This is a genomic window from Streptomyces sp. NPDC057900 (genome assembly GCF_042887885.1).
Taxonomy (GTDB): domain Bacteria; phylum Actinomycetota; class Actinomycetes; order Streptomycetales; family Streptomycetaceae; genus Streptomyces.
This window is the reverse complement of the sequence record NZ_JBHVOI010000001.1, coordinates 1,151,777-1,174,142: the sequence shown is the minus strand read 5'-3', so window position 1 is coordinate 1,174,142 and position 22,366 is coordinate 1,151,777. Positions and strand designations below refer to the sequence as shown.

8 protein-coding genes are annotated in these 22,366 nt (G+C 73.9%); 6 read left to right on the top strand and 2 right to left on the bottom strand.

Annotated elements, in window-relative coordinates; all coding sequences use genetic code 11:
- Nucleotides 1–118 precede the first annotated feature (118 nt).
- The gene (locus ACFVQ0_RS04785; protein WP_390084547.1) at nucleotides 119–14,437 is read left to right on the top strand and encodes an amino acid adenylation domain-containing protein; all 14,319 of its coding nucleotides are present in this window, start codon (nucleotides 119–121) and stop codon (nucleotides 14,435–14,437) included.
- Nucleotides 14,434–14,643, top strand: a complete 210-nt coding sequence (locus ACFVQ0_RS04780; protein WP_123463937.1) for an MbtH family protein — start codon at nucleotides 14,434–14,436, stop codon at nucleotides 14,641–14,643. The genes ACFVQ0_RS04785 and ACFVQ0_RS04780 overlap by 4 nt, the downstream gene beginning before the upstream one ends.
- A 78-nt stretch (nucleotides 14,644–14,721) precedes the next feature.
- Here the strand turns inward: ACFVQ0_RS04780 and ACFVQ0_RS04775 are convergent, their stop codons facing one another.
- On the bottom strand, nucleotides 14,722–16,506 hold the full coding sequence (locus ACFVQ0_RS04775) for an ABC transporter ATP-binding protein (protein WP_390084545.1): 1,785 nt from the start codon (nucleotides 16,504–16,506) through the stop codon (nucleotides 14,722–14,724).
- 77 nt (nucleotides 16,507–16,583) lie between these two features.
- Entirely contained in the window at nucleotides 16,584–18,281 is a 1,698-nt protein-coding gene (locus tag ACFVQ0_RS04770) for an ABC transporter ATP-binding protein (protein ID WP_390084543.1), read from the bottom strand.
- Between the two features lie 272 nt (nucleotides 18,282–18,553).
- Between ACFVQ0_RS04770 and ACFVQ0_RS04765 the strand changes: the two genes are divergently transcribed.
- The 4 genes from ACFVQ0_RS04765 (at nucleotide 18,554) to ACFVQ0_RS04750 (ending at nucleotide 22,355) form a co-directional block, all read left to right on the top strand.
- Complete coding sequence (locus ACFVQ0_RS04765) at nucleotides 18,554–19,621, top strand: FecCD family ABC transporter permease (RefSeq protein ID WP_390084541.1); 1,068 nt, start codon at nucleotides 18,554–18,556, stop codon at nucleotides 19,619–19,621.
- Nucleotides 19,618–20,718 (top strand): FecCD family ABC transporter permease, encoded by a 1,101-nt coding sequence (locus ACFVQ0_RS04760; protein WP_390084539.1) that lies wholly within the window; start codon nucleotides 19,618–19,620, stop codon nucleotides 20,716–20,718. The genes ACFVQ0_RS04765 and ACFVQ0_RS04760 overlap by 4 nt, the downstream gene beginning before the upstream one ends.
- Nucleotides 20,719–20,777: 59 nt before the next feature.
- Nucleotides 20,778–21,665, top strand: a complete 888-nt coding sequence (locus tag ACFVQ0_RS04755; protein WP_390084537.1) for an ABC transporter ATP-binding protein — start codon at nucleotides 20,778–20,780, stop codon at nucleotides 21,663–21,665.
- Nucleotides 21,666–21,812: 147 nt separating this feature from the next.
- The gene (locus ACFVQ0_RS04750) at nucleotides 21,813–22,355 is read left to right on the top strand and encodes a GNAT family N-acetyltransferase (protein ID WP_390084535.1); all 543 of its coding nucleotides are present in this window, start codon (nucleotides 21,813–21,815) and stop codon (nucleotides 22,353–22,355) included.
- The last annotated feature ends 11 nt before the right edge of the window (nucleotides 22,356–22,366 follow it).

Here is a 22,366-nt window from a genome sequence, read left to right as displayed (position 1 = left end):
GCCCCACCTCAGCAGGACCGAACAGGGGTGCCCGCCCGATGGCGTGCCGGCCCGGCACGCCATCGGACGGGACGTCCTCTCCTTGCCGTACATCATCAGGGAAAGGCCATTTCGTACGATGTTTGACGCCGAGTCGGACCGCACATCCGGTACCGGAATCCCCATGACCGGCGGGCAGGCCGGGATCTGGCCGGCCCAGCAGATCGAGCCGGACAGCTCCGCCTACAACATCGTCTTCGCCCTGGACCTGCGCGGCTCCACCGATCTCGGCCGGCTGGCCACCGCCGTCCGGCAGGCCGTCACGGAAGCCGGCTGCCTGCACGTCGAGTTCACCCCCGGCGACGGCGACGGCGGCCCGCGCCAGCACGCCGCCACGGCTCACTTCGACGTACCCGTCGTCGACCTGCGCGACGCCCCGGACCCCGAGGCGGCCGCCGCCGACTGGGCCACGGCCGAGCGTGACCGGCCCGCCCCCCTGGACCGGGCACCGCTCTTCGCCCAGGCACTGCTGCGGCTCGCGGACGACCATGTCCGCTGGTACCAGCGCTATCACCACATCGTGCTCGACGGCATCGGCGTCACGCTCATCACCCGCCGGGCCGGTGAGCTCTACACCCTGGGCACGCGGGCACCCGCCGGCCCGGACCTGTCCCTCGCCCGGCTGGTGGACGCCGACCTGGCATACCGTGCCTCCGCGCGGCACGAGGCGGACCGCGCCTGGTGGCAGGAGCGCCTGAGCGGCCGGGCGGAGCCCGTACGCCTCGTCGAACGCGGCCACGCTCTGACGGGCCGGCGGCTGCGCCGCACCGTCGAACTCACCGGCCGGGACGCCGAGCGGCTGCACACCGCCGCCGGGAACGCCGGGGTCCGGCCGTCCCGGCTGCTGGTCGCGGCCGTCGCCGCGTATCTGCACCGGGCCACCGGCGAACAGGACCTGGTCCTCGGACTGCCCGTCGCCGCCCGCCAGGACCCCGTGTCCGCCGTGGTTCCGGGCATGGTCTCCAACGTCGTCCCGCTGCGGCTGACCGTTCGCCCCGGCACCACGGGCGCGGACCTCGTCGCGGACGTGCGCCGGGGGATCTCGGAGGCGGCCGCGCACGGACGCCACCGCGCCGAGCACCTGGCCAGGGACCTCGGACTGGTCGACGGGGTCCGGGAGCTCGTCGGCCCCACGGTCAACATCCTGCCCAGGGGCGAGGAGTTCGGCTTCGACGGACTGCGGACCGAACTCCGCCCCGAGTGGCTCGGCCCCGTCAGCGACCTGGCGTTCGCCTTCTCCGAGAGCCGCGACGGCCACGCCGTCACCGTCCACCTCGACGCCGACGCGGACCTCTGCGACGCGCAGACCCTCCGCGACCACGAACGCCGCTTCCGCACGGTGCTCGGCGCCCTCATCGACCACCCGGAGCGGCCCGTCGGCCGGATCGAGCTGATCGCGGACGCCGAACACGAGCGGCTGATCAGTGAGTTGGCCGTCTCCCCGTGCGAAGTCGCCGAACTCTCCTGGCCCGCCGCCTTCGAGGCCCAGGTCCGCCGCACACCGGAGGCCGTCGCGCTCGTCTGCGAGGACCGCGAGATCGGCTATGCCGGGCTCAACGCCGCCGCCAACCGGCTCGCCCGGCTGCTGGCCGCCCGTGGCGTGGGCGCGGGCGACGTCGTCGCCGTGGCACTCCCGCGCTCGCCGGAACTCGTCGTCGCGCTGCTCGCCGTGATGAAGGCGGGCGCCGCCTACCTCCCGCTGGACGCCGACCACCCCCGGGACCGGACCGCCTACATGCTCTCCGACGCGGGGGCCGCCACCGTGCTCACCGTCCGAGAACTGGCGCCCCACCTCCCGGCGTCGGACGCCGTCCACCTGCTGCTCGACGACCCCGGGACCGCCGCCGCCCTCGCCGCCCAGGACAGCACGGACCCGGGCACCCCGGTCGTCCTGGACCAGGCCGCGTACGTCATCTACACCTCCGGCTCCACCGGCCGCCCCAAGGGCGTGATCGTCACCCACGACGGCGTCGGCAGCCTCATCGCCACGGCGACAGAGCGGATCGGCGTCACCTCCGACAGCCGCGTCGTGCAGTTCGCCTCCGTCGGCTTCGACGTGACGGTCTGGGACCTGATCATGTCGCTGTGCGTCGGCGGCCGGATCATCGTCGTCCCTGCCGAGCGCCGGGTCGCCGGACCCGCCCTCACCGACTACATCGCCCGCCATCGCGCCACCCACATGATCCTGCCGCCGTCGCTCGTCTCCGCGCTGCCGCCGGAGTGCGAACTGCCCGAGGGCGCCGTCCTCGTCGTCGGCACCGAGGCGGTCCCGAGCGAGCTGATCGCCCGCTGGGCCGGGCGGCTCCAGGTCGTCGTCGCGTACGGACTGACCGAGGCAAGCGTCAACTCCACTCTGTGGCTCGCCCGTTCCGGTCGTCCGGGCCCCACGCCCATCGGCCGGCCCGACCCCAACACCCGCACCTACGTACTGGACGCCGCACTGCGCCCGGTGCCGGTGGGCGTGGAGGGCGAGCTGTACGTCGCCGGGCGCGGCCTCGCCCGCGGCTATCTGGGCCGCGCCGCCCTGACCTCGGAACGCTTCGTCGCAGACCCCTACGGCGAGCCCGGCGCCCGGATGTACCGGACCGGCGACCGGGTCCGCTGGGGCGCCGACGGCAATCTGGAGTTCCTGGGCCGGGCCGACGGCCAGATCAAGATCCGCGGTCACCGGATCGAACCGGGCGAGATCGAGAGCGCCTTCATGGCCGCCCCCGGGATCGCCCAGGCCGCCGTCCTGGTCCGCGACGACCACCGGGGCGTCAAGCGCCTCGTCGCCTACCTGGTCGGGGACGGTGACGACGCCGCCGCCACCGAGTCCGCCGTCTCTGCCGCACGCGCCCAGGTGGCCGGCGCCCTGCCGGACCACATGGTGCCGACCGCCGTCGTCGTCCTGGACGGGCCCCTCCCGCTCACGCCCAACGGCAAGCTCGACACCCGCGCCCTGCCCGAGCCCCGGTGGACGGAGGTCAGCGGGACCGACGCGCCCACCGGCCCGGCCGAGACCGTGCTCGCCGCCCTCTTCGCGGAACTGCTCGACCTGCCCGCCGTGGGCGTCCGGAGCAGCTTCTTCGAGCTCGGCGGCGACAGCATCGTCGCCATCCAGCTGGTGAACCGGGCCCGCGACGCCGGTCTCACGATCACCCCCCGCGATGTCTTCCGGCTCCGCACCGTCGAGGCCCTGGCCCGCGCCGCCGGGACGACGCCCGCCCCGTCGGCACCCGCGCACGGGCTGGACGAGGACGCGCTGCCCGTCTCCCCGCTCCAGGAGGGCTTCTTCTTCCACGCCGCGTTCGACGCGGGCACCTTCGACGCGGCCACCTTCGACGCGGGCACCGCAGACCTCTACGTCGTCCAGGAACTCCTGGAACTCGACGGGGCCGTCGACCCCGACCGGCTGCGCGAGACGCTCCAACTGCTGCTGGACCGGCACCCGTTGCTGCGCGCATCGTTCCGCCAGCTCCCCGGCGGAGAGGTCGTCCAGCGCCTCGCCGACCACGTCACCCTGCCCTGGCGGCAGGCCGACACCGAGGAGACCACCCTCGACGAGGTGCTCCGGGCCGACCGCGCCCAGCCCTTCGACCTGGCCCGGCCACCGCTGCTGCGCGCCACTCTCGTACGGGACGGCCACCGGCACCGGCTGCTGCTCACCCTGCACCACATCGTCGCGGACGGCTGGTCCGTCTCCGTACTGCTGCGCGAACTCATCGCCGCCTACCGGGGCGAGGAACTCCCCGCACCGGCCGCACCCCACCCGTACCTGGCGTGGCTGGCCACCCGGGACCGGGACGGCGCGCGGGAGGCATGGCGGCAGGCGCTTGCCGGGCTGGCGGGGCCGACCCGGCTCTCCGCGCTCGCGACGGCGGAGGACGGCGAGCGGGCCCCGGCCAGGCCGGAACAGGTGGACACCCGGCTGCCCGAAGAGCTGACCGAAGCCCTCACCGGGTACGCGCGCACCCACGGACTCACCCTGAGCACCGTCATGCACGGCGCCTGGGCGCTGCTGCTCGGCGCCCTCACCGGCGGCGACGACATCGTCTTCGGCACCACCGTGTCCGGCCGGACCACCGAGGTCCGGGGCCTGGACTCCGCCGTTGGCCTGTTCATCAACACCGTCCCCGCCCGAGTGGTCCTGCGGCCCGAGGAGTCGCTCACCGGACTGCTGCGCCGCGTCCAGGACGAGCACACCGCGCTCCTGGACCACCAGCACCTCGGCCTGGCCGAGATCCAGCGGATCGCGGGCGGCGGTGAACTCTTCGACACCCTCGTGGTGTTCGAGAACCACCCGGCCCCGCGGACGCCCGCGGACCACGGCCCGGACGCGCTGCGCATCACCGGCAACGACGTCACCGACGCCGTGCACTACCCGCTCGCGCTCGTCGTCGAGCCCGGCGGCGACGGGCTGCTGCTGCGGTTCAAGCACGACGCGGCCCGCTTCGACCAGGTGACCGTGGCCGTCCTCGCCAACCGGTTCACCGCGCTGCTGCGCACCCTGGTGGCAGAGCCCGGCCGCACCGTCGCCGGGACCGGCCTGCTGTCCGAGCGCGAACACGCTCACCTCGCCGGGCTGAACGCCACCGAGCGGCCCGTCCCCGAGGCCACGCTCGCCTCGCTGTTCGCCGAGCAGGCGGCCCGCACCCCCGGCGCCCCGGCCGTGGTCTTCGAGGACACCACGCTGACCTACGCCGAACTCGACCGGCGCGCGGAGGCGCTGGCCCGGCGGCTGCGGTCGCGCGGGGCAGGGCCTGAGCAGTACATCGCGGTGGCCGTGCCCCGCTCCGCAGAACTGATGGTCGCGCTGCTGGGTGTCCTGAAGACCGGCGCCGCCTATCTGCCGGTCGACCTCGACTACCCGGCGGAGCGGGTCGCCTTCGTGCTCGGTGACTCCGGTACCCGTACGGTCGTGACCACGGCGGAGGCGGCCGGGCGGCTGCCCGCCGTACCGGACACCGACGTACTGCTCGTCGACGGGAAGGACGAGGACCGGAACGCGGCCGCTCCCGTGCGGCACGCCGGTCCCGACCACCCGGCCTACCTGATCTACACCTCCGGCTCCACCGGCCGCCCCAAGGGCGTCACCGTCACCCACCGTGCCGTCGTCAACCGGCTCGGGTGGATGCAGGGGGAGTACGGGCTCGGCGCGGACGACCGGGTCCTCCAGAAGACCCCGGCCGCCTTCGACGTCTCGGTCTGGGAGTTCTTCTGGCCCCTGGTGGAGGGCGCGACCGTCGTACTCGCCCGCCCCGGCGGCCACCGCGACCCCGGCTACCTGGCCGGGCTGATCCGGTCGCAGCGGATCACCACGCTGCACTTCGTGCCGTCCATGCTGGCCGCGTTCACCCAGGCCCTGGAGTCCGACACGGAACACCCCGACTGGGCGGCGAGCCTGCGACGGGTGTTCTGCAGCGGCGAGGCCCTCACCGGGGCGCAGGCCGCCAACTGGTCCGAGCTGACCGCCCGTTCGGGGCGGGCGGCACCCGTGCCGCTCCACAACCTCTACGGGCCCACGGAGGCGGCGGTGGACGTGACCTCCTTCGCCTACCGCCACGACGCTGACTCCGGGCCCGCCGTGCCCATCGGCCGCCCGGTCTGGAACACCCGGCTGCACGTACTGGACCCGTTCCTGCGCCAGGTCCCCGACGGGGTGGCGGGAGAGCTCTACCTCGCCGGGGTGCAGCTGGCGCGGGGCTACCACGACCGGCCGGGCACGACCGCCGAACGCTTCGTGGCCGACCCCTTCGGCGGGCCGGGCGAGCGGATGTACCGCACGGGTGACCTGGTACGGCGGAGCGCGGACGGCGCCGTCGAGTACCTCGGCCGCACCGACCGCCAGGTCAAGATCCGGGGCAACCGCATCGAACTCGGGGAGATCGAGGCCGCCCTGGCCGCCCTGCCGGGCGTCGCCCGAGCAGCGGTGATCGTCCGTGACGGCGCGCTGGCCGGCTACGCGGTGCCCGTGCCCGGCACGGTCCTGGACACCGATGCCCTGCGCGCGGCGCTGGCCGGGGCGCTGCCCGCGCCCATGGTGCCGGGCACCGTCCTGGCCCTGGACTCCCTGCCGCTGACGCCCAGCGGCAAGCTCGACCAGAACGCCCTGCCGTCCGCCGCGCCCGCCCCCCTGACCGGTGGCCGGGCCCCGCGCGACGAGCGCGAGAGCGCCCTGTGCGAGATCTTCGCGGAGGCGCTCGGCGTGCCCGGGACCGGCGTGGACGACGACTTCTTCGTCCTCGGCGGCGACAGCCTCAGCTCGATCACCGTCGCCACCCGGGCCCGCGCGCGGGGGCTGGTGATCGGCCCGCGCGACGTGTTCGAGTGCCGGACCCCGGCCGCCCTGGCCGCCGCCGCGCAGATGGCCGTACCCGGCCCGTCTGCGCCCCCTCAGCCTGAGCCGGTCACCGATGCCGTGACCGTGACCGCCGCGGAGGCCGGACCGGCGGCCGCCGCCCTCCAGGCCGTGCTGGCCCTCCAGGAGCGGTCCGGCGCGGACGTGGACCCCGCTCTGCGCGCCCTGCTCGCCCAGCTGACCTCCGCCGCGAGCCCCGAGCCCGAGCCGGAGCAGGCGGCCCCGCTGGGCGGCCTCGTGCTCTCCCCCCAGGAGACCGACCGCGTCGCCGCCACCGCCGGGCTCCCGGTCGACGACATCTGGCCGCTCTCCCCGCTCCAGGAGGGCATGTACTTCCACGCCACCTATGACGCGGGCGAGGCGCTCGACGTCTACCTCTCCCAGGAGACCCTGGACTTCGACCACCGCGTCGACGCCGACCGGCTGCGCGCCGCCTGCCGGGCGCTACTGGCCCGCAACACCGGCCTGCGGGCCGGATTCACTGCCGACGGACTGCCCCGCCCCGTCCAGTTCATCGTGGACGGAGCCGAGATCCCGCTCGTCGAGGAGGACCTCTCCGGGCTGCCCGCCGCGCAGCAGCACAGCCGGACGCGGGAGCTGCTGGCCGCCGACCGGCGACAGCGCTTCGACCTGTCCGCGCCCCCGCTCTGCCGGCTGCTGCTCATCCGGCTCGGCGACGGCCGGGACCGGCTCGTGATCACCCATCACCTCATCCTGTGGGACGGCTGGTCCGCGTGGCTGTTCCTGGAGGAGCTGTTCACGCTGTACGAGCGGGCCGGCGACGCCACCGGACTCCCGGTCCCCGGCTCGTACCGCGACTACCTCGGCTGGCTGGACGGCCAGGACACCGGCGCCGCCCTCGCGGCCTGGCGCCGGTCGCTCTCCGGATTCGACGAGCCGACCCTGCTCGCCCCCTCCGGGCGCGACACGGGACCGGTCATTCCGGCGGACCACGACACCGTGCTCGGCCCGGAGACCAGTGAACGGCTGCGGGCCGCGGCCCGCAGCCACGGGCTCACCCTGAACACCGTCCTGAACGCGGCCTGGGCCCTGGTGCTCTCCGCGATGACCGGCCGGGCCGACGTCGCCTTCGGCACCGCCGTCGCCGGACGGCCCGCCGACGTCCCGGACGCGGCCGGAATCATCGGGATGTTCCTCAACACCATCCCCGCCCGCGTCGAGTTCACCCCGGAGGAGCCGCTCCTCGCCCTGCTGCGCCGGATGCAGTCCGAGCGCGCCGCCGTGATGCCGTACGAGTACGTCGGGCTCGGCGCCCTCCAGCAGGAGACGGGGCACCGCCGGCTCTTCGACACCCTGTTCGTCCTGCGCTCGGCCGACGGCGAGGACCGCGCGGCCGAACTGCGCCGGCGGCACGGCATCACCGCCATGTCCAACGTGGACGGCACGCACTTCCCGCTCACCCTGATCGTCACCCCGGGGAACCGGCTGCGGATCACCCTGGCGGCCAGGCCTGACCTGTTCGACGCCGAGGCCGCGACCACCATCCTCGACCGCTTCACCGCTGTGCTCGGCCGGCTGGCCGAGCACCTCGACGGCGACGCCACGGGCCCGGCCGGGGCGCGGACCGCCGGTCTCGACCTGCTGCTGCCCGCAGAGCGGACCGCCACCGCCGCCGCGCACCGCACCGGCCGCGAACCGGTGCCCGACGAGACGGTCGCCGATCTGCTCGCCGCCCAGGTCGCCCGCACCCCGGACGCCGTGGCACTCGTCTTCGGCGAGCAGACCCTCACGTACGCCGAACTGGATGCCCGCGTCAACCGGCTCGCCCGGCTGCTGCTGGCCCAGGGAGCCGGTCCGGAGAAGGTCGTGGCGCTCGCGCTGCCGCGCTCCATCGAGATGGTGGCCGCGCTCTTCGCCGTACTGCGCACCGGCGCCGCCTACCTGCCCCTCGACCTGGACCACCCCGCGGACCGGCTGCGGCTGATGGCGCGCGACTGCGGACCGCTGTGCCTGGTGTCCACCACCGCCGTCGCGCCCTCCCTGCGCGACGCGGACGGCCCCGTCGCCGCCGAACTCCTGCTGGACGACACGGCCGTGGCCGCCGAACTGGCCGCGCTGCCGGGTGACGAGATCACCGACGCGGAGCGACCCGCGTTCGCGCACGGGGTGCCGGGCCGCCTCGACCACCCCGCGTACGTCATCTACACCTCGGGCTCGACCGGCCGCCCCAAGGGCGTCGTCACCCCGTACCGGGGGCTGACGAACATGCAGTACAACCACCAGAAGGAGATCTTCGACCCGGCCATCGCCTCGGCGGGCGGACGGCGGCTGCGCATCGCGCACACCGTGTCCTTCGCCTTCGACATGTCCTGGGAGGAACTGCTCTGGCTCGTCGAGGGCCACGAGGTCCACGTCTGCGACGAGGAACTGCGCCGCGACGCGGAGGCGCTGGTCGCGTACTGCGACAGCCACCGCATCGACGTGGTCAACGTGACGCCCACCTACGCCCAGCTCCTCATCGAGGAGGGTCTCCTGGACCACGACGAGGCCGCCGGGAAGCACCGTCCGGCACTGGTCCTGCTCGGTGGCGAGGCCGTCCCGGACACGGTCTGGACCCGGCTGCGCCGTACCGAGGGCACCTACGGCTACAATCTCTACGGGCCGACCGAGTACACGATCAACACACTCGGCGCCTCCACCGCGGACAGCGCGACCTCCACGGTCGGGGTACCGATCCGGGGCACCCGCGCCCACGTCCTCGATTCGATGCTGCGCCCCGTCCCGCCCGGCAGCCCGGGCGAGCTGTACATCGCCGGTACCGGACTGGCCCGGGGCTACCACGACCGGACCGCGCTGACGGCCGAGCGGTTCGTGGCCGACCCGTTCGGTGAACCGGGCGAGCGCATGTACCGCACCGGCGACCTGGTGCGCCAACGCCCCGACGGCCTGATCGACTTCCTCGGCCGCACCGACGACCAGGTGAAGATCCGCGGCTACCGCATCGAGCTGGGCGAGATCTCCACGGCTCTGTCCACGCACCCCGGGGTCGCACACGCGGCGGTCGTCGTCTCCGAACGGGCGGGCGGCAAACGCCTGGTCGGCTACGTCGTGCCCGAGGAGGGCGCCGGGGACGGTGACACGCTGACCCGGCGGCTGCGCGACCACCTGAAGACCCGGCTGCCGGACTACATGGTCCCCGCCGCGCTCGTCACCCTCGGCACGCTGCCCCTGACCGTCAACGGCAAGCTGGACGTCCGGGCGCTGCCCGCGCCCGACCTCGCCGCCGCGGGCACCGGCCGCGCTCCCCGCGACCCGCGCGAGGAGACGCTCTGCGCCCTGTTCGCGGAGGTCCTCGGACTGCCCGCCGGCAGCGTCGACATCGACAGCGACTTCTTCGATCTGGGCGGGCACTCGCTGCTGGCCACCCGGCTGGTCAGCCGGGCCCGTACCGCGCTCGACGCCGAACTGGCGATCCGGGACCTCTTCGAGGCCCCGACCGTCGCGGAACTGGTGGCCCGCACCGCACGTACCGCCCGCACCGATGGCGCGGCCCGTCCGGCGCTGACCTCGGGCGAGCGGCCCGACCGGCTTCCGCTGTCCCACGCCCAGCAGCGGCTGTGGGTCATCCAGCAGATCGAGTGCACCTCGGCCGCGTACAACTTCTCGCTGGCCATGCGGCTGCGCGGCCCGCTCGACCCGGCCGCCTGGCGCACCGCGCTCGCCGATGTGACCGCCCGTCACGAGGCCCTGCGCACCGTCTTCTCCACGGCCGCCGACGGCCAGGTGTTCCAGCGGGTGCTGCCCGCCGAGGAGGCGCCTCCCGTCGTGGAGCACCTCCGGGCCACGGAGGAAGAGGTGCCCGGCATCATCGACACGGTCGTCAACCGGCCGTTCGACCTCGCCGCCGAACTGCTGCTGCGCGCCACCGTCGTGGAGCTGTCGCCCGAGGACCATGTCGTCGTGCTGCTGCTGCACCACATCACCACCGACGAATGGTCTGACCGGCCGTTCCTGCGCGACCTGGCCACCGCCTACGCGGCCCGCCTCGAAGGCCGGGCCCCCGGCTGGGAGCCGCTGCCCGTCCAGTACGCGGACTACGCCCTGTGGCAGGACCGGCTGCTGGGCGATCCCGCCGACGGAACCAGCCTGGCCGCCCGGCAGCTGGACCACTGGCGCACGGCCCTGGCCGGTGCCCCGGAAGAGCTGGAGCTGCCCACCGACCGGCCCAGGCCCGCCCGCCCCACGTTCGCCGGGGCCGAACTCGACATCGCCTTCGATGCTCCGGTGCACGCCGGACTGAAGCGGCTCGCCCGGGAGACCGGCGCCAGCATGTTCATGGTGGTGCACGCGGCCGTGGCCGCGCTGCTCCACCGGATGGGCGCAGGGACGGACATCCCGCTCGGCTCGCCCATCGCGGGGCGCGGCGAAGAGGCGCTGGACGAACTGGTCGGCTTCTTCGTCAACACCCTGGTGCTGCGCACGGACCTCGGCGGCGACCCCAGCTTCACCGAACTCCTGGCACGGGTCCGCGACACCGACCTGGCGGCGTTCTCCCACGCCGACGTGCCCTTCGAATCGGTCGTGGAGGCCCTCAACCCGACCCGCTCGCTCTCCCGCAACCCGCTCTTCCAGGTGATGGTGGGCTATCACGCCCGAACCGGGGAGGAGCTCGAACTGCCCGGACTGGGCGTGGAGTTCGTGCCGTTCCGGATCCGCTCCGCCAAGTTCGACCTGGTGTTCAGCTTCACCGAGCACACCGCGCCGGACGGCGGCCCCGGTTCGCTCGGCTGCCGGCTGGAGTTCGCCACCGAACTGTTCGACCGGGAGACCGCGGAGGCGATCGGCGAGCGGCTGCGCACCCTGGTCGCCGCGCTCGTCGCCGCGCCCGGACAGCCGCTCTCCCGGGCCGAGATCCTCTCGGGGCAGGAGCGGCAGAGCCTCCTGGAGGGCTTCAACGACACGGCCCGCGAGGTCGAGGAGGAGTCCCTGCCCGCCCTGTTCGCCCGCAGGCTCACCGAACGGCCCGACGCCGTCGCCGTGGTGGACCGGGACCGCTCGGTGACGTACGCCGAACTCGACGACCGGGCCCGCCGCATCGCCGGGCTGCTCGCCGCGCACGGGGCGGGTGCCGAGAGCGTGGTCGGGGTGGCCGTTCCCCGGTCCGTGGACATGATCGCCACCGTGCTCGCCGCGATGAAGCTGGGCGCCGCGTTCCTGCCGCTCGACCTGATCCACCCCGGTGACCGGCTCGGCTACATGATCGAGGACTCGGGTGCGGCCCTGGTCGTCGGCACCGAGACCGTCGCGGGGAAGATCCCCGAGGTGGCGGGCGTCCCGGTGCTACTGCTGGACGCCCCCGACACCGCGGAGGCACTTCAGGGGCCGCCCCCGGCCGCCGTACCCGACGGGCCCGCGGGCCTGGACCAGGCCGCGTACGTCATCTACACCTCCGGTTCCACCGGCCGCCCCAAGGGCGTGATCGTGCCCCACGAGGGTATCTCGTCCCTGGTGGCCACCGCCGTCGACCGGATGGGCCTGCGCCGCGACAGCCGGGTGCTCCAGTTCGCCTCCACCGGCTTCGACGTCTTCGTCTTCGAGCTCTCGATGGCGCTGTGCCACGGCGGCACCCTCGTACTCATCACCGATGAGGCACGGGTAGCGGGGCCGGCCCTGACCGACTTCCTCGCGGACCGGCGGATCACCCACATGATCCTCCCGCCGTCCCTGGTCTCCGCGCTCCCGCCCGGCTGCGAGCTGCCCGAGGGGTCGACCGTGCTGGTCGGCACCGAGACGGTGCCGCCGGACCTGTTCGACCGCTTCGGCGCCACCGCCGACCTGATCTGCGCCTACGGGCTCACCGAGGCGACGGTCAACTCGACGCTGTGGTGCGCCCGCGAACACGGCGGCGCCCCGGCCGGCCGGGTGCCCATCGGCCGGCCCGACCCCAACACCCGCGCCTACGTGCTCGACGCGCGGCTGCGGCCCGTACCGGTGGGTGTGGTGGGCGAGCTGTACGTCGCCGGGCGCGGGCTCGCCCGCGGCTACCTCGGCAAGGAGGCACTCACCTCCGAGCGGTTCGTCGCGGACCCCTTCGGGGCGCCCGGCAGCCGGATGTACCGCACCGGCGACCGCGCCCGCCGACGCCGCGACGGCAACCTCGACTTCCTCGGCCGGGCCGACACCCAGGTGAAGGTGCGGGGCTTCCGCATCGAACTGGGCGAGATCGAGGCGGCGCTCGCCGCCCACCCCGGCGTCGCCCAGGCCGCGGTGGTCCCGGACCGGGACGGCGACATCGTCCGGCTGATCGCCTACGCGGTGCCCGAGTCCGGCGAACCCGACCCGCGGGAGCTGCGCGCCCACATGGCCGGGCTGCTCCCCGAGTACATGGTTCCGGCCCTGGTGGTGCCGCTGGACGGCCCTCTGCCACTGACGCCCAACGGCAAGCTGGACCGCGCGGCGCTGCCCGCGCCCGACTGGTCCGCGATGACGGGCGACGCCCGCCCGGCCACCCCGGTCCAGAGCAGGGTCGCCGCGCTGTTCTGCGAGATCCTCAAGCTGGACGACGTCGGCGTGCACGACAGCTTCTTCGCGCTCGGCGGCCACTCCATGGCCTCGATGCGGCTGCTCGGCCGCATCCGCGCCGAGTTCGGCGTCGAACTCAGCATCAGGGACGTCTTCGACGCGCTCACCGTCGCCGGTATCGCCGGCGCGCTGGAGGGCGCGGGTACGGACTCGGAGGGCACGGCCCCGGCGCTGCCCGCGCTGCGCCCGGTCGGGCAACGGGCCGGGGAACTGCGGGCCGCGCCCGTCCAGGACTGGCAGTGGAAGTCCTGCCGCGACGCGCGGGGCGTCGACCACGCGCTGACCCTGCGCTCCGCGGGAGGGCTCGACGCCGAGGTCCTGGCCGCAGCCCTCGCGGACGTGGTGGCCAGGCACGAACCGCTGCGCACCGCCTTCACAGAGCGCGACGGCGTGCTGTACCAGCGGCCCGCCACGGCCCCCGTACTGACGGTGGAACGGTGCGCGGACCTGGACACCCGGCTGGCCGAACTCGCGGCCCTGGCACCCGATCCGGCCGTGGAGGCGCCGCTCAGGGCGCATCTGCTCACCGCACCGGACGGCGGCCAGGCCCTGCTGCTGACCATGCACTACCTCGCTGTCGACGAATGGTCGGTGGTCCCGCTCTTCCGCGACCTGGTCACCGCCCACACGGCACGCGCCGGCGGCCGCGCCCCCGGCTGGGAGCCGCTGCCGGTCGGCTACGCCGACTACGCCCACTGGGCCCACGAGTCCCTCGGCGACCTCGCAGACCCCGACAGCAGGGGTGGGCAGCAGCTCGCATACTGGCGCCGGACGCTCGACGGACTCCCGGACCGGATCGCGCTGCCCGCCGACGGCCCGCGGCGGACCGTGCCGGACACCTCCGTGCGGCCTGGATCCCACGTCGGGTTCGTCCTGGACGAGGAACTGCACGCCGCCGTGGACCGGCTCGCCCAGTCGACCGGTACCAGCATGTTCATGGTGCTCCACTCGGCGCTCGCCGCGCTGCTCACCGGGCACGGCGCGGGCACCGACCTGCCGATCGGCACGATGGTCGCGGGACGCACCGATGAGCAGCTCAGCGATCTGGTCGGCTGCTTCTTCAACACCGTGGTGCTGCGCACCGGCACGGCGGGCGACCCGAGCTTCACGGAACTGCTGACCCGGGTACGGGAGACGACACTGAGCGCCCTCGACCGGCAGGACGTCCCGTTCGACGCCGTCGTCCGGGCCGCCGGACTCCCGTCCGGGGGACCGCAGGTGATGGTGATCCACCACGAACAGGCCGACGCGGAACAGCTGGAGGGCGGCATCGGCGCGCTCTCGGCCGTGCCGACCGGAGTCACCCGGGCAGAGCTGACCCTCAGTTTCTACGAGCCGCGGGGCGAAGGGCCGGTGCACTGTGCGCTGATCCACGCCACCGGCCTGCTGGGCACCGCGAAGGCCCGGCAGCTGTCCGCCGCGTACCTGGAGCTGCTGCACCGCGCGACAGCCCATCCGGAACAGCCGCTCTCCGAGCTGTTCACCACACCGTCCAAGAGGAGTGACAACGCATGACGACCAACCCGTTCGAGGACCCGCAGGGCACCTTCCTGGTCCTGGTCAACGACGAGAACCAGCACTCGCTGTGGCCCGCCTTCGCCGAGGTGCCGGCCGGCTGGCGGACCGTCTTCGGCGCCGACACCCGTGAGGCGTGCCTCGCCCACGTGGAGGCGAACTGGACGGACCTGCGACCGGCGAGCCTCGTCGCCCTCCAGGGCTGACACCCGTAACCAAGCGGCCGCCCCCGGTGAGGACTCCTCACCGGGGGCGGCCGCGTACGTACAGGTGTCAGCGCGTGCTCACCGCACGTCCACCGGCTCCCGGCGGCTGTCGGACCACGCCTCCCACAGCGCCGCGTACCGGCCGCCCGCGGCGACGAGTTCGTCATGGCTGCCGGTCTCCACGACCCGGCCCTCGTCGAGGACGACGACGCGGTCGGCGGTCGCGGCCTGGGGGAGCCGGTGCGCGACGACCAGACCCGTACGCCCCTCCAGCGCCTTCAGAGCCGCCTCCTCCAGGACCCGCGCGCCCGCGCTGCCCGCGTCGGCGGTCGCCTCGTCGAGGATCGCGACCGGCGGGTCCGCCAGGACCAGCCGGGCCAGCGCGAGGTGCTGCGCCTGGGTCACCGTCAGCCGGTGACCGCCCTCGCCCACCACGGTGTCCAGGCCGTCGGGCAGCGCCCGCGCCCACTCCAGGGCGCCGACCCGGTCCAGCGCCGCGCGCACCTCGTCCTCGGTGGCCTCCGGGCGGGCCAGGCGCAGGTCCTCGGCCAGCGGGCCCGCGAACACGTGCACCTCCTGGCTGATCAGCGTCACCGCGCGGCGTACCCCGGCGGCGCCCAGCTCGGCCGCGTCGATCCCGCCCAGCGTGATGGTCCCGCCGTGCGGCTGGTGGACGCCCGCGATGACCTTGGCCAGCGTCGTCTTGCCGGCGCCGCTGGCACCCACCAGCGCCACCCGCTCGCCGCCGCGCACCTCCAGATCGACCTTCCGCAGCACGGGCGCCCCGGTGCCGTAGGCGTAGCTGACCGCGCTCACCCCGACCGAACCGTCCGCCGGAGCGCTGCCGCCCGGAGCGGTCTGCTCGGCCGGCAGCTTGGACAGCCCGACCAGCCGGGCGAAGCTGGCACCGGCGGACTGGGCGTCGTCGATGAGGAACAGTGTGGCGTTCACCGGGTTGAAGAGACTGTGGAAGTAGAGCGCGGCGGCGGTGGCCGTACCGATGCTCACCGAACCGCTGTCCACCAGCACGAAGCCCGCGCCGAGCACGGCGGCCAGGCCGATGTACTCGGCCAGGTTCAGCCGGGAGAAGAACCCGGTGACGATGTGGATGCCGCCCAGCGCGAGGTCCCGCGCGGACGCGGACCGCTGCTCCAGCAGCCCGGTGTGCGCACGGTTCAGCCGGAAGGCCCGTACGGTGCGCACGCCGCCGACGCTGTCGAGCAGCTGGTGCTGGAGCGCACCGGTCGCGACGCGGTGTTCGGCGTACACCGGAGCCGCCCGGCGCAGATACCAGCGCACAGAGAGCACCTGTACCGGCATCGCCAGCAGTGCCGCCACCAGGAATCGCCAGTCGAGTACGGCGAGTCCGACGAACGTCAGCACGATGGTCAGCGCGGAGCGGGTGAACTCCGGCAGCGCCTGGCGCACCGACTTCGCGATCATGGAGACATCGCTGGTGACCCGGGAGACCAGATCCCCCGAACCGGCCGCCTCGACGCGCTCCAGCGGCAGCCGTAGCGCCCGCTCGATGAACTGCTCGCGCACGGCGGCGAGTACGGTCTCGCCGAGCCGGGCCACGAGCGTGGAGCCGACCGCGGCGGCGGCGCCGCGCACCAGGGCCACCACGATGAGCAGCACCAGCGGCACCGTCAGCGCCCGCGAACCCCGCCGCTCCACCACCAGGTCCACGATGTGGCCGAGCAGGGGAGCGGTCAGCAGCCCGATCGCGGTCCCGGCGACCAGCACCGTGACGGCGGCCGCCGTCAGCCGCCGATGGCCGCGCAGCATGGTGCGCAGTGCCGCGAGGCTCTCCGCGCCGGTCGCGGTCGGCAGCAGCTCGCGGTCCGCGCCGGGTGTGCTCATGACCGTTTCCCTCTCTTTCCCCGTGTCCGTGTCCGTGTCTGTGTCTGTGTCCTGAGCCCGGTCCTCGTACGTGGACGTCATGCGAGCACCGCCGCCCGGTACCGCTCGTCACCGGCGACGAGTTCGGTGTGGTGGCCGGTCGCGCCGACGGTGCCGTCGTCGAGGACGACGACCCGGTCCGTGACCGCGAGGAGGGCCGGGCTGGTGGTGATCAGGACGGTGGTGCGCCCGTCGCGGACCTCGCGCAGCCGGGCGGCGATCCGGGACTCGGTGACGGTGTCCACGGCGGTGGTCGGGTCGTGCAGCACCAGTACGGGGCTGTCGGCGGCCAGCGCCCTGGCGAGTGCGACGCGCTGCCGCTGGCCGCCGGAGAGCGAGCGGCCGCGTTCGGCGAGCACGGTGTCGCCGCCGTCGGGCAGCAGCCGGGCGACCTCGTCCGCGGCGGAGGCGGCGAGGGCCTCGTCGACGGTGGCCGCGTCGTCGCGGGCCCCGGCCCGTACGTTGTCCAGCAGGCTGGTCTCGAACAGGTCGGCGTCGTGGTGGGCGACCAGGACGGCGCGGCGCAGCGCGTCGGGGGCGAGTTCGGTCAGCGGTACGCCGTCGAGCTCGATCAGCCCGTCGGCCGGGTCCCGCTCCCTGGCCAGGCAGAGCAGCAGGTCGGCCGCGGCGGCCGGTTCGCCGGTGACCACTCCGATCAGCTCGCCGGCCCGGATGTCCAGGTCGATCCCGTGCAGCGAGCCGAGCCGGACCCCGCTGAGGCGTAGCCGCCCCGCCGTACCGTCGGGCACGGCGGACTCGCCGCCCTCGACGGCCGAGGGCGAGTCCAGCACCTCGGCGATCCGGCGGGCGGAGGCGCGGCCCTGGGCGAACTCCGCGTTGACGTAGGTGAGCAGCTGGAACGGGCCGAGGAGGAACTGCGCCAGGCCCACCGCCGCCACCAGGTCACCGATGCTGATGCTGCCGCGCATGGCGAGGTAGGCGCCCACGATGCCGATGACCGCGATGAACACACCTGTGAGGGAGAGGACGGCGCCCTCGTGACCGGCCCGGCTGCGGGCCGCCCGCAGCGCCGCGGCGAGCGAGTCCTGACTGGTGGTGCGGTAGCGGGCGACGGCGGCCGACTCGGCGCCCATGCCCTTGAGGACACGGAGTCCGGCGACCAGGTCGGCGGCGACGCCCGAGGCGTGCGCGGCCCGTTCCTGTTCGGTCTCGCTGCGGCGTTCGAGCGGCCGGCTGATGCGGTGTCCCAGCCACAGCAGCGGGGGGATGCCCAGCAGGACGAGGAGCCCGAGCGGGACGGAGATCCTGAGCAGGGCCACCGCGCTGATCACCAGTGCGGAGGTCGCCGCGACCCCGTACGCCAGGACCGTCGCCACCGAGCCCACCCGGCGGGCGTCGTTGGTGGCGATGCTGGTGAGCGCGCCGGGCAGCCGGTTCGCGTCGGCGCCGCCGCGCGGATCGAGCACCCGGGCGCCGAGCTCCATCCGGAGCCGGTGCGCGGCCCGTTCACCCGCCCCCTCGGCGAGCCGGGCGCTGGTCCGGTAGCAGTTCGAGAGCACCAGGAACAGTCCCGCGAGCACCAGGAGCCAGCGCAGCAGCGACGAGGAGGAGCCGGTGGCCACCGCCGTGTCGATGGCCGCGCCGATGACGACGGGCACCAGGGCCTCACACCCCTGGTGCACCGTGCCGAGCAGCGAGGCGGTGACGACGCGCCGCCGCTGCCCCCTGATCGCCCTGCGGAGGACGTGCCCCCCGGTCGGTCCTCCACCTGGCATGCGGGCCTCCGCGAAGAGTCTGGAAATGCGAGTAAGGGAATGCGAGTAAGGCTAAAAGTTAGGTAAGGCTACTCTAAATGGGTGGCCGGGGTGGTACGCCGTCCACAATGTCCCCGGTCGCGGCGGCGCGGGCCATTTCGCCTGCGGGGGGCGCGCGTTGACCATCCGACGCTGTTCGGTTAGCCTCACCTAAGTTCCATCCGGGTCCTGCGTCACGTTCCGGCGCCCTATCGCTCGCGGTGCACCCGAACCGCCGTCAGGGGGAGTTGTCGTTGTCGGTCGAAACCCGGACGGCTCCCGAGGACCGGGCCGTCGCACCCGAAGCCGCGCCGCCCGCCCGGACCGCCAACACCCTGCGGGCGCTGGGACTGATCGCGGCGCTGGCCGCCCTCGTCCTGGTCGGACTGCTCAGCGTGTGGGTGGGCACCCGGGGCATCCCGTTCACCGCCACCTGGAGCGCGCTCTGGCACCCGGACGGCTCCGAGACCTCGATCATCATCCATGACTACCGCATCCCCAGAACGCTCCTCGGGCTGCTCGTGGGCATGGCGCTCGGCCTGTCCGGCGCGCTGATGCAGGCCCTCACCCGCAACCCGCTCGCCGACCCGGGGATCCTCGGCATCAGCCTGGGTGCCTCCGCCGGGGTCGTCGTCGCCATCGCCTTCCTCGGGGTGGGCTCGGTCCTCGGCTATGTGTGGTTCGCGTTCATCGGCGCGGCCGTCGCCTCCGTCGCCGTGTACCTGCTGGGCTCCTCGGGCCGCAGCCTGGCCACACCCGACCGGCTCGTCGTGGCCGGTGCGGCGATGACCGCGGTGCTGTACGCCTTCAACTCGGCGGTGCTGCTGCTCAATCCGCGCGCCTTCGACCAGTACCGCTTCTGGACGGTGGGTTCGCTGTCCGGCCGGTACTACGACGTCATCTGGGTCATCCTGCCGTTCATCGCGGTGGGCCTCCTGATCGCCCTCGGTCTCGCGCCCTCGCTCAACGCTCTCGCGATGGGCGACCAGCTCGGCCGCGCCCTCGGCCTGAACGTCGGCCGCACCCGGGTGCTGGGTGCCGTCGCCGTCATGCTGCTGTGCGGCGCCGCCACCGCCGCCGCCGGACCGATCGGCTTCGTCGGCCTCGCGGTGCCGCACGTAGCCCGGTTCGTCGTCGGCCCCGACCAGCGCTGGGTGCTGACGTACTCGATGCTGCTCGCCCCGGTCCTGCTGATCGGCGCGGACGTCCTCGGACGGGTGCTCGGTTCGCCGGGCGAGGTCCAGGTGGGGATCATCACCGCGTTCCTCGGGGCGCCACTGTTCATCGCCCTGTGCCGCCGTCGAAAGCTGGTCATGCTGTGAGCGCCGTACGGCAGAAGAGCCCCGCCGGGGCCGGTACGGAGGCCGAGCCGCCGCGCGTGGTCAGCGGGCTGGTCCTGCGCACCCGGCCCGGCGGGCTGTCCGTACGGGTCCAGGGGCGCGTCCTGGTGGTCACGGCCGTGATGCTCGTCGCGCTCGTCGCGGTCGCGCTCGTCACCCTCACCACCGGCGACTTCGAACTCTCCGTCGGCGAGGTCCTGCGGGCCGTCCTGGGCCACGGCTCGGGCGGCGCCGACTTCATCGTCAACACCCTGCGCATGCCGCGCCTGCTGACCGCCATGTGCGTGGGAGCGGCCCTCGCGGTCAGCGGGGCCATCCTGCAGAGCCTGACCGGCAACTCCCTCGGCAGCCCGGACATCATCGGCTTCACCAACGGCTCGGCCGTCGGGGCGCTCCTCGTCATCATCGTGCTGCACGGCAGCATGACCCAGATCGCGGTGGGCGCGCTGATCGGCGGCCTCGCCACCGCCGCCGCGATGTACCTCCTCATGCTGGGCAGGGGACTCCAGGGGTTCCGGCTGGTCGTCGTCGGCATCGGGGTCAGCGCGCTGCTGCTCGCCGTCAACTCCTACCTGATCACCCGGGCGACCTGGCAGGAGGCGCTGGAGGCGCAGGCCTGGCTGATCGGCAGCCTGACCAACCGGGGCTGGCAGCAGGCCAACACCATCGGCATCGCCGTCCTCGTCCTGCTCCCGCCCGCGTTCTTCCTCGCCCGCCGGCTCTCCATGGTGGAGATGGGCGACGTCACCGCCATGGCGCTCGGCGTCGACGTGGCCCGCACCCGGGCGCTGCTGCTCGTCATCAGCGTCGCGCTCGCCGCCTTCGCCACGGCGGTCACCGGACCCATCTGGTTCATCGCGCTGGCGGCGCCGCAGCTCGCCCGGCGGCTCACCCGGGCCTCCGGCCCCGCGCTGGTCCCCGCCGCGCTCATGGGCGCCCTGCTGCTGGCCGCCAGTGACCTGCTGGCGCAACGCCTGTTCGCCCCCTCGCTGCTCCCGGTGGGCACGGCGACGGGAACCATCGGCGGGCTGTATCTCATCTGGCTGCTGATCACCGAGTCGCGAAAGAGCCGCGCATGACCCGAAAGACGACACGCACGACGGACACGACACGCACCGCGACGGCGGAGGGGACTCACATGAACGGGACACACCCGGCGCCCGCCGCGCGACTGCGGGCCGAGGACCTGACACTCTCCTACGAGCAGCGGACCGTGGTCAGTTCGCTCGGCGTCGAGATCCCCGACCGCTCCTTCACCGTGATCATCGGGCCGAACGCCTGCGGGAAGTCCACGCTCCTGAAGGCACTCGCCCGGATGCTCAAACCCCGTTCCGGGCAGGTCTATCTGGACGGCGCGGGCATCGCCACGTACCGCTCGCGCGAGGTCGCCCGGCGGCTGGGCCTGCTCCCGCAGTCCTCGACCGCGCCCGGCGGCATCACCGTGGGGGACCTGGTGGCGCGGGGCCGCTATCCGCACCAGGGAATGCTGAAGCAGTGGTCCGCCGACGACGAGACGGCCGTACTCGACGCCATGCGGCAGACCGGCGTGCTGGATCTCGCCGACCGCCCGGTCGACGATCTCTCCGGTGGCCAGCGGCAGCGGGTCTGGCTCTCCATGGTGCTGGCCCAGCAGACCTCGATCCTGCTCCTGGACGAGCCCACCACCTTCCTCGACATCGCCCACCAGGTCGAGGTGCTCGATCTCTGCGCCGACCTGCACGCCCGCAAGGGACACACCGTCGTGGCGGTGCTGCACGACCTCAACCAGGCCTGCCGTTACGCCACCCACCTCATCGTCATGCGGCCCGGCGGCACGATCGCGGCCGAGGGCGATCCGGCCACCGTCATGACCGCGGAACTCGTCGAGGACGTGTTCGGGCTGCCCTGCCGGATCATCTCCGACCCGGAGACCGGTACGCCTCTGATGGTGCCCGCCGCGCCCCGGCGTTACGTACCGGAGGACGCCCCGGCCGGTGCGGAGAGCGGCGGCCCCGTGCTGGCCGAGACCGGCGGGCGCGTGCGCTGAGCGCTCCCGATGCGGAGCAACGCCGCCCCCGGAGTGTCGACTTGGCCATTGAGCTTAGGTAAGGCTAACCTAACTCGTGATGGTTCACCGGGGCACGCGGCGATCCGGCCGCTCCTCGCGCACGGTGGAACCCGAGGAAGGAACGCCTTGATCACGGCCGCACCGCGCCCCTCAGCCGCGTCGACGCACACCCCGGACACCGCCCTCCCCGACACTCTCCGGGTACGCCGGGCGCACTCCGGGGACGCCGCCGCCCTCGTCGCGCTCTCCGAGCCGTTCGTCGGCTCGGGAGCGCTGCGCCGCCGGCCCTTCGACGTCTACGCCGCCGGAGCGGCCGACTTCCTGGTGGCGGAGGAGCCCGGTGGCGTCCTGCACGGCTGCCTCGCGCTGCGGGTCCATCCCGGCGCGGAGGCCGACGCGGAATCCGGCACGGCGGCCGAGGGCGTCCTCTACAACTTCTGTGTCGCCCGCCAGCGGCAGGGCAGCGGCCTGGGCGCACGGCTGCTGGGTGCGGCGCTCGCCGGGGCGCGGGCCCAGCAGCTGGCGGCCCTGTTCACGGCGACGACCGGCAGCGGGCGGCTCTTCCTGCGCCACGGATTCGCGCCGGTCCCGCCGGGGCTCGCCCCGCGCGCTTGGGCGCGCACGCTGGATCCCCGCCGGGGTGCGCGCGTGCTGGCCCGCGCGCTGTGACGGCAGTGGCG